Origin of the sequence: Paenibacillus macerans, assembly GCF_050565405.1 — a bacterium.
GTDB lineage: Bacteria > Bacillota > Bacilli > Paenibacillales > Paenibacillaceae > Fontibacillus > Fontibacillus macerans_B.
In genome coordinates, this window is sequence record NZ_JBNYYG010000093.1 from 1 (window position 1) to 14,841 (window position 14,841).

Consider the following 14,841-nt stretch of genomic DNA (forward strand, 5'->3'; position numbering starts at 1 on the left):
GGGTCGGCCCCGCTGCCGCCGCGCACGGCCGCCTTCCCGGGCGGCGCCCATGCCACACCCGCCGATCTGACGTGGCGACGTTTCTCCTCCGCGCTGGCCCCGGGTTTCGCCGCGGACATTGCCGGCTTTACCGCCGGCGCTTGCGCCTCGCGGTAGCTTCGTCCCTCCGTTCCCGTATGAGTCTCCGTGCGGGACCCAAGGTTTATTTTCAAAGAGCTCGGTTTTTCCTGCATCCGATTGCCTACCTCCATCTTGTCGTCGTGCTGTCCTCGTCTCGCTCCACAGCCAGCTAGTAACCTAGTTTTTCTCTTCCTATATCGTTTGCCCGCTATACTTATAGATATGAGTTTTCACGATTTGCTAGAACCCGTTCGCCCATCTTCTTCCATCCTATTTTCGGCACCTCGCGGGTTGGCTTCCCTTTGAACATCCGCCGTACCGCAACCATCTACTGTGACCATCTACCGTATTCGTCCACCGAACCCGCCGTGCCGTAACGGACCGTAATGACGCTAAATGCCGATTTCCCGGCTATGTCCCAAGCTAACAACCTAACGGACGCCGTTGACTCTATTGCGCTCTTACCGCTGCCAAAAGAGCATATTCGCAGGAAATAACGTTCACTCGGTTCTTTTAAAATAGATGAGCCTTGGAAAACGACGGTTAGCGGCTCCTCTGAGAGTATCGATTTGTCGTGGACAACTTGGACTCGAGGCCACAAAGCAGACATTGTACGAATTTTCGTCCAAAATCCCTGCATGGTACCGTTATATGGGCGTTATTGTACGATTTTTCGTACAAATCTCCTGCACCGAGCCGTTGCATGAGCGCTTTTAGATGATTTTTTGTACAAACCCTCCCCCTCGTCCATGACATGAGTGTTTTTGTACGATTTTTCATTCAATCCCTGCATTCGGCGGTTACGCGAACTCGACCAAACACGATTGGGTTCTGCTCCCCCAGAAGGCTTTCTGCTCTGCCCAACGTTCTCAAGGTTGATTTACCGCTTTTATGCCGCCTAAGTTAATTAACCATGCTAACCATTCATCGACTGCTCCTGTGTCCGTTAGCCTTCCTATGGATACTTGCCTTCTCGCATCACTTCCATTTCTGGAGGCCACTCCTTTTCCGCAGCCAAAATGAGCTCCCGGCATCGTCGCTTCAAAGAATCCTTCCTGATCCCCCCTCGACCGCTAAAACAACAAAAAAAAAGACGACCCGGTTTTCCGGGTCATCCTTGAACCCTGGCGTCAAAGGCCAGGGGGGCATCCTTATGATCTTATAATTGCGCTTCGCCTTTCTCCCGGAAGGGGGCCGACTTTTTGTAAATCTCGCCCCATTCTTTCATCTTCTGAATGATCGGAATCAACGTCTTCCCGAATTCCGTCAGGGAGTATTCCACCTTCGGCGGCACTTGATGGTACACCTCGCGGTGAACGATGCCGTCGTCCTCCAGCTCGCGCAGCTGCAGCGTCAGCATGCGTTGGGTAATGGTCGGGCAAATCCGCCGGAATTCGTTGAAACGGATCGGCCCATTCATCAAATGATACAATAATACGCCTTTCCATTTGCCCCCGATGACGTCCAGCGTGAATTCGACCGGGCAGCCTTCGTCGTTCGGACAAGCGCCGTAACCACTTTTGCGATTCCGCATCTCCGTATCCCTCCACAATAGTATACAAATAGATACTATATAACATTAATGTGCGTACTTACAATTTTAAAACAAATGAATTAGATTAACAAGTGTGAAGGGAAGGCTAATACAAGTAACATTCCATAATAAAAACGATTAAGGAGGCCCGTCATCATGGCGCAAGATATGATGAAAGCAGTGGGGTTTTATAAGTATCTTCCGGTGGAGGACCCGGAGAGTCTGCTTGATGTGGAAATCGAGAAACCGCAGCCGACCGGCAAGGATATCCTGGTGAAAGTCCAAGCGATCTCCGTCAATCCGGTTGACGTGAAGGTGCGTTCCCCCAAAAGCCGCGTAGAAAATAAGCCGCGCGTCATCGGTTGGGACGTTGCCGGCGTCGTGGAGCAGGTCGGGTCGGAAGTTACGCTGTTCCAACCGGGCGACGAAGTGTATTATGCCGGCAGCATCATCCGTCCCGGCGGCAACAGCGAATTCCACCTCGTCGATGAACGCATCGTCGGCAGCAAACCGGCTTCGCTGGGTTTTGCCGAAGCGGCGGCGCTCCCGCTGACCGGAATTACCGCTTGGGAAGGACTGTTCCACCGTTTGGGCATCCCGTTGAACGCCGCCGATAACGCCGGCAAAACGCTGCTCATTATCGGTGCGGCCGGCGGTGTTGGCTCCATCGCTACCCAGTTAGCCAAACACGCCGGACTGACCGTCATCGGAACGGCTTCGCGACCCGAATCCGCCGAATGGGTAGAAGAGCTGGGCGCCGACCATGTCATCAACCACTATGAAGCATTCGTGCCTCAATTGAAAGCAAACGGCTATAGCCAGGTGGACTATATCTTCTGCCTGAACACGACGGAGAAACACTGGAAGAACATGGCCGACGCGATTGCGCCGCAGGGCAAAATCTGCTCGATCGTGGAAACGGAGGAGTTGCTCAACTTGACCCTGTTGAAGGATAAAAGCGTGACGTTCGTCTGGGAGCTGATGTTTACCCGTTCGATGTTCCAGACCGAAGATATGATCGAGCAGCACCACCTGCTGAACGCCCTTGCCGGTCTCGTCGACCAAGGCGCCATTCGTACAACCGCAGCCGAAAAGCTGGAACCGATCAACGCCGCTAACCTGCGCAAAGCCCACGCCTTGCTGGAAACAGGGCAAACGGTAGGCAAAGTCGTTCTGGAAACCTTCCGGTGATGTCGCCGGCAGTCCCGGATTAGCAGTCTGGCCGGCACGGATCCAGAGAGATCCGTAAGCAACGGCTGCAACCGGGGGCTAAATCAGTCCTCTTGCATCATAGTCAAGGCGTTCTCACTTTAAAAGGAACTCGGCCTTTCATCCAAGCGCCGCGAAGGACGCACTCCTTTGCGGCGTTTTTAGTTTATCCGTTCACACAAATAAAAAACCATGCTGCGAAAGCATGGTTCTTGCGCTCATATAAATAGATAACCATCATTCCGGTAGGTTCGGGAACAAACTGTGAATCAGGCCCAGGAAGGCTGGATTTTCAATACCGGCTTTTCTTCTTTGACGGTTACCGGAATTTTCTCGATTTCAGGTGCATTTTCTTCAACGGAGATGCGCCAAATGTCTGCCCCGAGACCGGACAGCTTCTCGGCCAAATGCACGTATCCCCGGTCGATATGATGCGTACCGCTGACCTCGGTCGTACCGTCGGCTACCAGGCCCGCAATAATCAACGCGGCCCCGGCCCGCAGATCGGTGGCGCATACCTTCGCACCGCTCAGCTTTGCCCCTCCGCTAACGATCGCGCTGCGTCCCTCAACCTTGATATCGGCATTCATCAACCGGAACTGGTCGACATGCATGAAGCGGTTCTCGAACACGGTCTCCGTAATGACACTGGTGCCTTCGGAAGCTAACAGCAACGCCATCATCTGGGACTGCATGTCGGTCGGGTAACCGGGGTACGGCAACGTTTTGACGTCAACGGCCTTTAATGGCTTGTCGGCGATAACCCGAACTCCGTTCTCCTGGGTGTCCACGGCGACGCCCATTTCTTCCAGCTTGGCAATAACCGGCCCCAGATGGTCGGCAATCGCGCCTTCCACAAACACGTTTCCGCCCGTGATCGCGGCCGCGATCATAAAGGTTCCCGCTTCGATGCGGTCAGGGATGACGGTATGCTCGCAGCCGTGCAGCTTCTCGACGCCTTCGATCCGGATCATGCCCGTTCCTGCGCCGCGGACGACTGCGCCCATGCTGTTCAAGTAATTGGCCAGGTCCACGATCTCCGGCTCTTTGGCCGCATTTTCGATCGTGGTGGTTCCTTCGGCCAGCGTGGCTGCCATCATGATATTTTCCGTCGCGCCAACGCTGGCTACGTCCAGATATATTTTTGCGCCGCGGAGACGGCCTTGCGATTTGGCTTCGATGAACCCGTGGCCCAGGTTGATTTCCGCCCCCATCGCTTCAAACCCTTTGAGATGCTGATCGATCGGTCTGGTTCCGATGGCGCAGCCGCCAGGCAGCGAGATTCGGGTAAATCCCGTCCGTGTTAACAATGGACCCATGACAAGAAAAGACGCCCGCATTTTACGCACCCATTCATAAGGTGCCTCACAAGAAGCGATCCGTTGCGCATTAACCGTAATGACTTCCCGGTCATATGTAACTGTCGCCCCAAGTGATTCCAAAACTTTATTAATGGTCATTACATCGTCAAGAGGAGGTGCATCGCGAATAATGCTGACCCCTTCTTCACCCAATAAAGACGCTGCAATGATCGGTAGCACTGAATTTTTAGCACCGCTGACTTTTACGTTCCCGGCCAAAACATTGCCACCGCGGACGATAAATTTGCTCATCATGGTTCCCTCCGCGCGTTCATTTTCACTTTTTTCCCGATATGGAAATAGTTATCCCGTTCATTCCCTAAATTTCATCATATCACCGGTCATTTAAGGCACACAAGGCTCTAATCCTGTCGAAAAAGCGCGTTTTGGCGTTGAAATCGCCTTTTGCTCCGTCCTTGGACTTGCTTTCGAGTTCGTAGTCCTTATTCTCCATTGTTGACACATTGAAATGATGTTATTCGACAATTTCTTTACTGACCTTTGACAGTCTAACCCCTTATAACCAATTCGTCCTTCATCCAAACATATACTTTAGCATCTGGGTGTAACCCCAATATTCCAACACAAAAGCGGCCACGAATCGGCCCAGCACCACCGCCAGCAGCAGCTGCAGCAGCTTGCCCTGCGGCCCCTTCGGGTGGCGGATGAACAAATCGAGCTTCAGATTCTGCAGCGCCCACCAAGAAATGGCGATGCAAGCCAGCGAAACGAGGATGGCCGTCAAACCACCCACGCCGACCGAAGCGGATACCTGTTCGACCGGACTCATGTTAAATCCCCCATCACGTTTTATATTTATGCAGCAAGTACCTAATCGGTTAATCCCCGATCAGAGCTATGATCCATCGTTCACAACCTGTCTTATATATCGGTTCCGAACTTGTAAAAATATAGACCCTATATATCATACTTGCCATCGTGACAATAATCCAGCTTTTCTTTCCCTTGCAAAGGCTTCCAATTTCATCTATTACTAAAAAATCAGTGATACATCACTTCGGGGCGTTTCAAATGAATTCGCTAACGTCGTCGGCTTCTCCTGCAAACGCTCTATTATCGATGGCATGAAAAAACGGGCACCTCGGAAAGGTGCCCGTTCGAAAGCAGGCGCTATTGCTTGTTGCGGCTCGATACGTTGATCCGCGTAACGGCTCTTTGCAGCGCCAGTTCAGCCCGGCGATGATCGACCCGATCCTGATTGTTGCGGGCCGCCAAACGGCGTTCAGCGCGCTCACGAGCCGCAATGGCTCGCTCGACGTCGATCTCTTCCGGCAGTTCCGCGCTTTCGGCCAGCACGATCACTTTATCGCTTTGCACTTCGATAAAACCGCCGTGCACCGCGATCGTCGTCGTGTCCTTGCCGGTTTTGGCTACGATCGGAGCCACTTGGAGCGGCGTTACCAGCGGGATATGTCCCGGCAAAATGCCGAGTTCCCCTTCAAGGCCGCGGACAGTCAGGCTGTCCACCTCTTTCGAGAACACCACATGCTCCGGCGTAACGATTTCCAATAAAAAGGTGCTCACGTTTATCCCTCCTGTTCGTGGGACCGTTCATTTCTGAACATCCGCATTCACGGCGCGGTATTAGAGGTTGTTCAAAAAGTCGTCTTTTGATCACGAAGCAGGTCAAGAAGCCAATTCTACGTCGAATCTTGAATTTAGCCGGGCCTTCCGTTGCTCACGCAGGTTCGCCTACGCTCCGCTACTTTCGTCCCTAGCTTTATCCAACCTTCCCGGTGCTCAATACCCGACTTTTTGAACTCGCACTATTATAGCGTCTTGGCTTTTTCGACAGCTTCTTCGATCGTCCCTACGAACAGGAACGCCGCTTCCGGAAGGTCGTCATGCTTGCCGTCCAGGATTTCTTTAAAGCTGCGGACCGTTTCGGCGATCGGTACATATTTACCTTTGAAGCCGGTAAATGGTTCGGCCACGTGGAACGGCTGCGACAGGAAGCGTTCGATCTTCCGGGCGCGGGCCACGAGCGTTTTATCGTCATCGGACAATTCATCCATACCCAGGATGGCGATAATATCTTGAAGTTCCTTATAACGGGCCAAAATTCGCTTCACGCCTTGGGCTACTTCGTAATGCTCTTCGCCTACGATTTCCGGCGTCAAAATCCGCGAGCTTGATGCAAGCGGGTCGACCGCAGGGAAAATCCCTTTTTCGGAAATTTTACGTTCCAGGTTGGTCGTTGCGTCAAGGTGAGCAAACGTCGTAGCCGGAGCCGGGTCGGTATAGTCATCCGCAGGCACATAAATCGCCTGAATCGAGGTAACCGAACCTTGCTTCGTTGAAGTGATCCGTTCTTGCAATTGACCCATTTCCGTCGCCAGCGTAGGTTGGTAACCTACCGCGGAAGGCATCCGGCCGAGCAAGGCCGATACTTCGGAACCCGCTTGCGTAAACCGGAAAATGTTATCGATAAAGAGCAGCACGTCGCGGCCTTCTTCATCGCGGAAATATTCAGCCATAGTCAAGCCGGTCAACGCTACGCGCAAGCGTGCGCCCGGCGGTTCGTTCATCTGTCCGAATACCATCGCCGTCTTCTGGATAACGCCGGATTCCATCATTTCCATGTAAAGGTCGTTCCCTTCGCGGGTACGCTCCCCTACGCCGGCAAATACGGAAATCCCGCCATGTTCCTGGGCAATGTTGTTGATCAACTCCTGGATCGTAACGGTTTTACCTACGCCGGCGCCGCCGAACAGGCCGATTTTACCGCCTTTGGCATAAGGAGCCAGCAAGTCGATAACCTTGATCCCGGTTTCGAGCATTTCCGACTGCGTGGACAATTGCTCGAAGGAAGGCGGTTCGCGGTGGATCGGAAGCTTGACTTCCGTTTCCGCCGGACCTTTGTTATCGATCGTTTCGCCAAGCACGTTAAATACCCGGCTAAGCGTAACTTCTCCGACCGGAACCGAGATTGGCGCCCCCAGGTCGATGGCCTCGGTGCCGCGCACAAGCCCGTCCGTCGAGGACATGGCGATACAGCGAACCAGGTTGTCGCCCAGATGATTGGAAGCTTCCAGAACCAGGTCGGCTTCGCCTGCCTGCTTCACAATTTTTATTGCGTTAAAGATTTCCGGGAGTTGACCACGCCCAAATTCGATGTCAACAACCGGACCCATTACGCTGACAACGCGTCCTTTGTTCATCTTTGTTTCCCTCCTAAAAGTGCTATCGGAACTATCAGCTTTGCGCGTTCGCCCCGGCAACGATTTCCGTGATTTCTTGGGTAATCGCCGCTTGACGAGCACGGTTGTAAGTCAAGGTTAGTTCACCGATCATTTTGGTTGCGTTTTTCGTTGCGCTGCCCATCGCCGTCATCTTGGCCGCAAGCTCGCTCGCTTTCCCTTCAAGCAAGGCGCCAAAGATCAGGGTTTCGGCATATTTCGGTAATAACACTTCCAGCACGCCTTCCGGGGACGGCTCATATTCGTAGCTCGCGGTAACCCCATGCGTATCGACCTGTTCAAAGGGCAACAGACGTTCTACCGTAGGCGTCTGGGTGATGGCATTGACGAAACGGTTAAAGCAGACGTAAACCTCGTCGTACTGCTCTTCTTCAAAGCCTTGAACCGCAGCGTAAGCCAGTGATTTAATGTCGGCGAATTTCGGCGTATCGGACAACTCCGTTACGTCCTGAACGATGTGGTAACCCCGACGCGATAAATAGTCACGGCCTCTGCGGCCCATTACGAATAATCCGTATTCCTCCGGCGAAGAATGGCGGCTCTTGATCAAATCGGTCACTTTACGGAGGATGTTGGCGTTATACCCGCCCACCAGGCCGCCGTCGGAAGTGATGACGATATAAGCCGTCTTCTTGATCGGACGAGAGACCAGCATCGGATGGCTGACGCCTTGAGTGCCCGCGGCAATGCTGGAAACGACCTCTTTCAGCTTATCGGCGTAAGGACGGGAAGCTTGCGCTTTCTCCTGCGCTCTTCTTAGCTTGGAGGAAGCGACCATCTCCATCGCTTTCGTGATCTGCCGGGTATTCTGGATACTCTTGATCTGACGCTTGATTTCGCGAATCCCTTTTGCCATGATTTCACCACCTTAAAACTTTGGCGGGGCCAAGTTCGCTTCAACCGAATCCTCTGAGCTGCAATATTGAAATGTTCTTACGATCGCTGTTGTTCGCGGATTTCTTGAATTGATAGATTCAACAGCAGGAGAAATCCGCTCACAAAGGCGAACGCTTCGCTTCTTCAGAATCATTTCAACCTTTTGCTTCTAGATTCGATTTTACCCGAGCTTAATTTGGCATCGCCAAAGTTATCTTTTTTACATAGCCACAAACCGGCGTTTTGCGCGAAGCCAAAGCCGGTTTATGCTTCAAAGCCATTTATGCCGTAGTCGCGAAACCGCGTTTGAATTGCTCGATGACTTCCTTCAGCTTCGTTTCGTTGTCGGCGGTCAAGTCTTTCGTGTCGCGGATCGACTGCAGCACGTCGTCATGCTGGCTGCTGACGAAGGACAGGAATTCGGACTCGAAACGGCGTACGTCCGCCAAAGGAATATCGTCCAGATATCCTTTAACCGCGGTATACAAGCTGATGACCTGCTGCTCAACCGCCAGCGGCTGGTTGACGCCTTGCTTCAGGATTTCCATCATGCGCGAACCACGGGTCAAACGCGCTTGCGTCGATTTGTCGAGGTCGGAACCGAATTGGGAGAACGCTTGAAGTTCGCGGTATTGGGCCAAATCCAGACGGAGCGTACCCGCAACCTTCTTCATCGCTTTGATTTGCGCCGAACCCCCTACCCGGGATACGGAGATACCTACGTTGATCGCCGGACGTTGACCGGAATAGAACAGGTCGGATTCCAGGAAGATCTGGCCGTCGGTAATCGAAATCACGTTCGTCGGAATGTAGGCCGATACGTCGGAAGCTTGCGTTTCAATGAACGGAAGCGCCGTGATCGAACCGCCGCCAAGCTCGTCGCTCAGTTTTGCGGCACGTTCCAGCAAACGGGAGTGCAAATAGAATACGTCGCCTGGGAATGCTTCGCGGCCCGGCGGACGACGAAGCAGCAAGGACAATTCGCGGTAAGCCGCAGCTTGCTTCGACAAGTCATCATAAATAATCAGTACATGCTCGCCTTTGTACATGAAGTACTCGGCCATGGCTACGCCGGCATAAGGCGCGATGTACAGGAGCGGCGACGGTTCCGAAGCGGATGCCGTTACCACGATCGTGTAATCCAATGCGCCGTGGCGACGCAACGTTTCAACGACACTAACGACGGTGGATTGCTTTTGGCCGATGGCGACGTAAATACATTTCACGCCGTTGCCTTTTTGGTTGATGATCGTATCGATGGCGATTGCTGTTTTACCGGTTTGGCGGTCGCCGATAATCAGTTCCCGTTGGCCGCGGCCGATCGGAACCATCGAGTCGATTGCTTTGATCCCGGTTTGCATCGGTTCATGTACCGATTTCCGGTCGATAACGCCTGGGGCGTTGTTTTCTACCGGACGGAATTCCGTCGTAGCGATCGGTCCTTTACCGTCGATCGGCTGACCGAGCGGATTGACGACGCGGCCCAACATGGCTTCCCCTACCGGAACTTGCATGATTTGTCCGGTCCGTTTTACTTGGTCGCCTTCGCGGATTTCGCTGTAAGGCCCGAGGATAACGACGCCGACGTTGCTTTCTTCCAGGTTGAGCGCAAGACCAAAAACGCCGTTCTCGAACTCAAGCAGTTCGTTTGCCATGGCGTTCTCAAGTCCGTGGACGCGGGCGATACCGTCACCAACTTGAATAACGGTGCCGACTTCGGCCACTTCGATTTCGGATTTATATTGTTCGATCTGACTTTTAATCAGTGTGCTGATCTCTTCAGGTCTGATACTCAAGTGTTTCACCCCTATCTACAGTGCTTGTCTTCGAAAAGACTTTTCAAGCCGTTCCAACTTGCCGGCCAAGCTTCCATCGTACAACGTATCGCCGATTCTCACTTTCATGCCGCCGAGCAGCGACTTGTCGATCACATTCTCAACGCGGATCTTCTTGCTTACCAGCGCGCCGAATTCATCGGCGACCTGCTGCTTTTCCGCTTCATTCAGCGGATACGTCGTCGAGACGACCGCGTTCGCAACCCCGAGAGCATCGCTGGAAATTTTGACGTAACCTTCGAGCAGCTCCGGCAACAAGCCGATTCTGCCGCGTTCCACCAGAAGTTTAGCCAGCTGCACGACTGGTTTGGACAGTTTGCCTTCGATCGCGCGGGAAATGGCCTCCCATTTGGCGCCTTCCGAGATTTTCGGCGAAGAGATGAAATGCTCGATTTCGTCCCCGGCCTGGAATGCAGCCGCCAGCGCTTTCAGTTCGCCTTCGATTTCCAGCGTCCGGCCTTCTCCCGCGGCAATTTCGTACAACGCTTTGGCATAACGTTTTGCGGCTACGGTCTCGCGGCTCATGAGCGGCCACCGACCTCTTTAAGGTACTTGTCGACCAGTTCGCCTTGAACGCCTTCTTCGCTGACTTCTTTCTCGATCAGCTTGGATGCGATCTTCACGGAGACGGCGCCCACCTCGCTGCGAAGCTGTTCCACGGCGCGGTTTTTCTCGTTCTGAATGTCGCGGACCGCTTCGTCCTTCAAGCGGGACGCCTCGTCCTTGGCCTGATCCAACAATTGAGCGGCTTGCTTGCTGCTCGTTTGCTTGGATTGCTCGATAATCTCATAGGCCTCTTTACGCGCTTGCTGGAGAGCCGCTTTCTGCTCCTCCACAAATGCGGTCGCTTGCTCGCGGGTTTGGGCTGCTTCGCTCAACTGCGATTGCACCAATTCACGGCGTTTCTCCATCACGGAGAACAGCGGACCGAAAGCGTATTTATTTAACAAGAAGTATAAAATCCCGATCGCAATCAGTGCGATGACGGTGTTTTCCCATACGATTTCCAAACTTAAGTCACTCCTTTCCGAAGCCTATCCGCAAATAGCGTACATTGCCCTGTCCGGGCTAAAAAGAAGGCGCGGACGGCTGTGGCCTTCCCCGCCATTACTTTCTAAGAATTCTATTAAGCCTGACCGAAGAACATGAACGCCAGGACTACGCCGATGATCGGAAGTACCTCGATCAAACCTACGCCGATAAACATCGTCGTTTGCAATGTGGATTTCGCTTCCGGTTGACGCGCGATCCCTTCCACCGTTTTGCTGATAACCATCCCGTTACCCAGCGCTGCGCCGAACGCGCCCAAACCTGCTACGATAGCTGCTGCCAATAATGCCATTGCTCCCATTTTGTATATCCTCCTTAAAATAAACTCATTTTTTATAGTTCAGTCAGGACGAAGGCTTACTCCAATCCGTAACTTAAAACCTGCTCAAACTCTATAAAGCCGCTTCTTGCAAACTACCCGATCAATGCTCTTCCTCGTGGGTTTCGAGGTTTTGCGAGATGTACACCATCATCAAGATGACGAAGACAAAAGCCTGGATCGCGCCGACAAAAATACTGAATCCATCCCAAACCATAAGCAGCGGTACGGAAAAAATCGCGCCGACCACGCTCGCTTTGGCCAAAGTCATGATCGTGGAGATCAGCACCTCGCCCGCGAAGATGTTCGCGTATAGACGAACGCCGTGCGTCAGCAGCTTCGACAGCTGCTCGATCAGGTTAATCGGAAGGAAGAACGGATACGGCTGAATGTAATGCTTAAAATAGTTTTTCGTGTTCTTTACCATCCCAAGTCCGTGGGATAACACGAAGACCAACAGCGCAAGTCCCATCGTCACGCTAAGATCGGCCGTCGGCGATTTCCACCAGGCCACCTCGGCATGAGCTTCCTCGCCAGGGTGTTTCTCGTGCGCTTCCGCAAGCGTCGTTGTAACCGAGGTGATTTCCTGACCGAAGACCGTTGCTTTTGCCGGATCATGATACTCGGTCACAACCCCAAACAGAAGCCCTAGCATATTGCCGACAAAGATAAACATAATCATCGTCATCGCCAAGGAAAGAAAAGGTTTCCCTTTCTTCAAATCCATCGTGCTCGATATCAGGTTCTGAACGAATTCTGCCGCCCATTCCATGAAATTTTGCAGTTTCCCGGGGTTTTCTACGGATAGATTCCGCGTCGCCAGACGGGCCACGACGAACACAATCGTGCAGGTCACCACCAGCATCAAAATGATGGACAGGTCTATATGTAGGCCGCCCAATTCAATGACCGGAGCTTCATGCATGTTTTCTCACCCCCATTCCAAGTTGAATGTTCTACTCTGGCTTACGAGAAAAACGAATGCCTATAAAAAGAAGTAAAAATTGCGCAAACGCAAGACTGCCGGCAACCGCATACACATTGAGGTACTGCGGATATTTCAAGGCGGCGAATACCGCCAGAACCGCCAGCGCCGCCCGGGTCAAAAAACCCATGTTCAGCCGTTTTGATCCGCCGTTTATGGCCGCATCCAACACATGCCGGACTTTGCGGCCCAGGTAAACCGCATTGATCCAGCTTACCGCGGCGCCAAGCGCGATGCCCAGCATAATGCTTTGGTAATCCGGCAGCAAAGCGCCTCCCAGAAAACACAGGGCCAAGAAACCTAGAGTTCCGGCTGTCAAAGCACGGCTCAATTTCGACAGCTCATCCATCATTTCCCCCCATAACCGACTTGATCAGAGCGATGATGCCCAAGATTCCTGCCGCAATGCCGATGAGAACGCCAAGTCCGATGCCAAGGCCATTCTTGAACCACAGCTTATCCATCCAGGAACCCAGGAAATAACCTCCCACGGCGCAAACAGCAAAGTTCGTTCCCAAAGCAGTCACCAAGGCGACAGCCTTCCATACGCCGTTATTATTGTCAGGTTTTGTCGGGTCTCCCATTTCAATCACCCTAATAATCCCAATTTATTTTACTAATTGTGAAGAGATCTTGTCAATTGAGGTTTTTTAGTGATTTAAAGTCATGAAATGCTAAATTTGCCCTTGCAATCCTGAACGAAACGCATACAGCGTACAGTAATACTGTATACTTTTTTAAGCTCGCGATCAAAACATATTTTCGTTATTTTGTGAACTTTCTGTGAAAATCCTCGGGACGTGCGTTTAAAATTCCGAAATGGTGATATATCGCATTGACAATTCTTTGCGATGCTTTTCCATCGCCATACGGATTAGCGGCCCGGCTCATAGATTCGTAAGTTTCCTGATCGCTGAGCAACACCTTTGTCCGTTCATAAACCATCTCCTCGTTCGTGCCGACCAACTCAAGCGTTCCCGCTTCGATCCCTTCCGGACGTTCCGTCGTTTCACGTAACACCAGTACAGGAACGCCAAAAGAAGGCGCTTCTTCCTGCAAACCGCCCGAGTCCGTAAGTATCAGATGGGTGTGGGGATAGAAATTATGCAAATCCACCACGTCCAAAGGATCGATAAGTTTAATACGAGGATGATTGCCCAAGGTTTCATACGCCGGCTCTCGCACTGCGGGACTAGGGTGAACCGGATATACAATGGCCACATCCTCGAACTCATCGGCGATTCTTCTTACGGCACGGAAAATATTCATGTGCGGTTCGCCTTGCGATTCGCGGCGGTGAGCCGTCATAAGAATAAGCCGCTTTCCGGCGGCCCATTCCAGCACAGAGTTGTTGTAATTAGGCTGTACTGTATATTGAAACACATCCGTGACCGTGTTGCCTGTGACATATATAGCTGACTCCGGCTTATTCTCTTTCCGTAAATTGCCAGCCGACCACTCCGTTGGCGCAAAATGCAGGTCGGCCAAAACACCGGTCAATTGACGGTTCATTTCCTCCGGATACGGCGACATTTTGTTCCAGGTACGCAGTCCGGCTTCGACATGTCCCACCTTGATCTGCTGCAGGAAAGAGGCATAACTCGCCAGGAAGGTCGTCAGCGTATCGCCGTGCACGAGCACGATGTCCGGCTTGGCTTGCTGGAGAACTCCCTCAAGTCCCTGAAGCACGCGTATCGTAATTTCGTTGAGGCTTTGGTTCGGTTTCATGACGTCCAGATCGTAGTCCGGCGCGATGTTGAAAACGTCCAGCACCTGATCGAGCATTTCGCGGTGCTGCGCCGTCACGCATACCATCGATTCGATCTTGTCGGCGTGCTTTTGCAGCTCGAGAATCAGCGGCGCCATTTTAATCGCTTCGGGCCTAACGCCGAAGACGGTCATAACCTTTAATTTACCCATGCTCATTTCCTTCCTTTCAGAGGTTGTTTACTAATCGGCTTACCATCACGTTGCTGGGGCAGGGGTGCATACTCGACGCCGAATCTTGAATTCACCCGGGCCTAGCGTATGCTTCCGAAGCATGTTTCCTGCCGGAAACATTTCAGTTGCTCACGTAGCCTCCAGCTACGCTCCGCTACTCAGTCCCTAGCTTCATCCAACCTTCTCGGTGCTGAAAACCCAATTTTTAAACCTTTATTAAGATGAGATAATTCCAAATCCGAAAAACTGCAAAAGTGCAGGTATTTCGGCCAACTTTGAAGATCACGGCGAAATAGATGCAAAAACGGCTAGGCCCCTTAAATCCGGAGTCCTGACCTACAAGTTTATCTTTCTCAAAGACATGCTCACTATCTCACAGGTTTACATCGA

At 52.4% G+C, this 14,841-nt stretch carries 16 protein-coding genes; 1 reads left to right on the top strand and 15 read right to left on the bottom strand.

What is annotated here, in order from left to right; translation table 11 throughout:
* Together ACQ4N8_RS27310 and ACQ4N8_RS27315 are read right to left on the bottom strand one after the other, a co-directional pair.
* Positions 1 to 233: hypothetical protein (locus ACQ4N8_RS27310; RefSeq protein ID WP_430707518.1), on the bottom strand; the 233-nt coding region annotated here is incomplete at its 3' end.
* 1,046 nt (positions 234 to 1,279) lie between these two features.
* Complete coding sequence (locus ACQ4N8_RS27315; RefSeq protein WP_430707519.1) at positions 1,280 to 1,654, bottom strand: winged helix-turn-helix transcriptional regulator; 375 nt, start codon at positions 1,652 to 1,654, stop codon at positions 1,280 to 1,282.
* 156 nt (positions 1,655 to 1,810) lie between these two features.
* Here ACQ4N8_RS27315 and ACQ4N8_RS27320 point away from each other — a divergent pair, with 156 nt between their 5' ends.
* A complete protein-coding gene (locus ACQ4N8_RS27320) occupies positions 1,811 to 2,845 on the top strand; it encodes a zinc-binding alcohol dehydrogenase family protein (protein ID WP_430707520.1) in 1,035 nt (344 codons plus the stop codon).
* 287 nt (positions 2,846 to 3,132) lie between these two features.
* On the opposite strand, the gene murA is transcribed toward ACQ4N8_RS27320, so the two are convergent.
* From murA to wecB, 13 genes are all read right to left on the bottom strand, one after another.
* Positions 3,133 to 4,476: a UDP-N-acetylglucosamine 1-carboxyvinyltransferase gene (gene murA / locus ACQ4N8_RS27325; RefSeq protein WP_430707521.1), complete on the bottom strand. Its 1,344-nt coding sequence runs from the start codon at positions 4,474 to 4,476 to the stop codon at positions 3,133 to 3,135.
* Positions 4,477 to 4,759: 283 nt separating this feature from the next.
* Positions 4,760 to 5,014: a DUF1146 family protein gene (locus ACQ4N8_RS27330; protein ID WP_430707522.1), complete on the bottom strand. Its 255-nt coding sequence runs from the start codon at positions 5,012 to 5,014 to the stop codon at positions 4,760 to 4,762.
* A gap of 341 nt (positions 5,015 to 5,355) precedes the next feature.
* Positions 5,356 to 5,769 (bottom strand): F0F1 ATP synthase subunit epsilon, encoded by a 414-nt coding sequence (locus tag ACQ4N8_RS27335; protein ID WP_430707523.1) that lies wholly within the window; start codon positions 5,767 to 5,769, stop codon positions 5,356 to 5,358.
* 245 nt (positions 5,770 to 6,014) lie between these two features.
* Positions 6,015 to 7,406 (bottom strand): F0F1 ATP synthase subunit beta, encoded by a 1,392-nt coding sequence (gene atpD, locus ACQ4N8_RS27340; RefSeq protein WP_430707524.1) that lies wholly within the window; start codon positions 7,404 to 7,406, stop codon positions 6,015 to 6,017.
* A 34-nt stretch (positions 7,407 to 7,440) separates the two neighbouring features.
* On the bottom strand, positions 7,441 to 8,301 hold the full coding sequence (atpG, locus tag ACQ4N8_RS27345) for an ATP synthase F1 subunit gamma (protein WP_430707525.1): 861 nt from the start codon (positions 8,299 to 8,301) through the stop codon (positions 7,441 to 7,443).
* Between the two features lie 301 nt (positions 8,302 to 8,602).
* The gene (atpA, locus tag ACQ4N8_RS27350; RefSeq protein ID WP_430707526.1) at positions 8,603 to 10,117 is read right to left on the bottom strand and encodes a F0F1 ATP synthase subunit alpha; all 1,515 of its coding nucleotides are present in this window, start codon (positions 10,115 to 10,117) and stop codon (positions 8,603 to 8,605) included.
* 15 nt (positions 10,118 to 10,132) lie between these two features.
* On the bottom strand, positions 10,133 to 10,681 hold the full coding sequence (locus ACQ4N8_RS27355; RefSeq protein WP_430707527.1) for a F0F1 ATP synthase subunit delta: 549 nt from the start codon (positions 10,679 to 10,681) through the stop codon (positions 10,133 to 10,135).
* Entirely contained in the window at positions 10,678 to 11,166 is a 489-nt protein-coding gene (gene atpF, locus ACQ4N8_RS27360; RefSeq protein WP_430707528.1) for a F0F1 ATP synthase subunit B, read from the bottom strand. Before atpF ends, ACQ4N8_RS27355 begins: the two co-directional genes overlap by 4 nt.
* Before the next feature lie 116 nt (positions 11,167 to 11,282).
* Complete coding sequence (atpE, locus tag ACQ4N8_RS27365) at positions 11,283 to 11,507, bottom strand: F0F1 ATP synthase subunit C (protein ID WP_009223739.1); 225 nt, start codon at positions 11,505 to 11,507, stop codon at positions 11,283 to 11,285.
* Between the two features lie 121 nt (positions 11,508 to 11,628).
* The gene (gene atpB / locus ACQ4N8_RS27370) at positions 11,629 to 12,450 is read right to left on the bottom strand and encodes a F0F1 ATP synthase subunit A (RefSeq protein WP_430707529.1); all 822 of its coding nucleotides are present in this window, start codon (positions 12,448 to 12,450) and stop codon (positions 11,629 to 11,631) included.
* Positions 12,451 to 12,481: 31 nt separating this feature from the next.
* Positions 12,482 to 12,859 (bottom strand): ATP synthase subunit I, encoded by a 378-nt coding sequence (locus tag ACQ4N8_RS27375; RefSeq protein ID WP_430707530.1) that lies wholly within the window; start codon positions 12,857 to 12,859, stop codon positions 12,482 to 12,484.
* Complete coding sequence (locus tag ACQ4N8_RS27380) at positions 12,852 to 13,094, bottom strand: AtpZ/AtpI family protein (RefSeq protein ID WP_430707532.1); 243 nt, start codon at positions 13,092 to 13,094, stop codon at positions 12,852 to 12,854. The genes ACQ4N8_RS27375 and ACQ4N8_RS27380 overlap by 8 nt, the downstream gene beginning before the upstream one ends.
* 181 nt (positions 13,095 to 13,275) lie before the next feature.
* The gene (gene wecB / locus ACQ4N8_RS27385) at positions 13,276 to 14,430 is read right to left on the bottom strand and encodes a non-hydrolyzing UDP-N-acetylglucosamine 2-epimerase (protein WP_430707531.1); all 1,155 of its coding nucleotides are present in this window, start codon (positions 14,428 to 14,430) and stop codon (positions 13,276 to 13,278) included.
* Between the last annotated feature and the right edge of the window lie 411 nt (positions 14,431 to 14,841).

Excerpts from the sequence above, each read along its gene's own strand:
- murA (WP_430707521.1), bottom strand. The coding sequence starts at position 4,476 with ATGAGCAAATTTATCGTCCGCGGTGGCAATGTTTTGGCCGGGAACGTA.
- ACQ4N8_RS27355 (WP_430707527.1), bottom strand. The coding sequence starts at position 10,681 with ATGAGCCGCGAGACCGTAGCCGCAAAACGTTATGCCAAAGCGTTGTAC.
- ACQ4N8_RS27320 (WP_430707520.1), top strand. The coding sequence starts at position 1,811 with ATGGCGCAAGATATGATGAAAGCAGTGGGGTTTTATAAGTATCTTCCG.
- ACQ4N8_RS27315 (WP_430707519.1), bottom strand. The coding sequence starts at position 1,654 with ATGCGGAATCGCAAAAGTGGTTACGGCGCTTGTCCGAACGACGAAGGC.
- ACQ4N8_RS27380 (WP_430707532.1), bottom strand. The coding sequence starts at position 13,094 with ATGGGAGACCCGACAAAACCTGACAATAATAACGGCGTATGGAAGGCT.
- atpD (WP_430707524.1), bottom strand. The coding sequence starts at position 7,406 with ATGAACAAAGGACGCGTTGTCAGCGTAATGGGTCCGGTTGTTGACATC.
- ACQ4N8_RS27375 (WP_430707530.1), bottom strand. The coding sequence starts at position 12,859 with ATGGATGAGCTGTCGAAATTGAGCCGTGCTTTGACAGCCGGAACTCTA.
- atpB (WP_430707529.1), bottom strand. The coding sequence starts at position 12,450 with ATGCATGAAGCTCCGGTCATTGAATTGGGCGGCCTACATATAGACCTG.
- ACQ4N8_RS27330 (WP_430707522.1), bottom strand. The coding sequence starts at position 5,014 with ATGAGTCCGGTCGAACAGGTATCCGCTTCGGTCGGCGTGGGTGGTTTG.
- wecB (WP_430707531.1), bottom strand. The coding sequence starts at position 14,430 with ATGGGTAAATTAAAGGTTATGACCGTCTTCGGCGTTAGGCCCGAAGCG.
- atpE (WP_009223739.1), bottom strand. The coding sequence starts at position 11,507 with ATGGGAGCAATGGCATTATTGGCAGCAGCTATCGTAGCAGGTTTGGGC.
- atpG (WP_430707525.1), bottom strand. The coding sequence starts at position 8,301 with ATGGCAAAAGGGATTCGCGAAATCAAGCGTCAGATCAAGAGTATCCAG.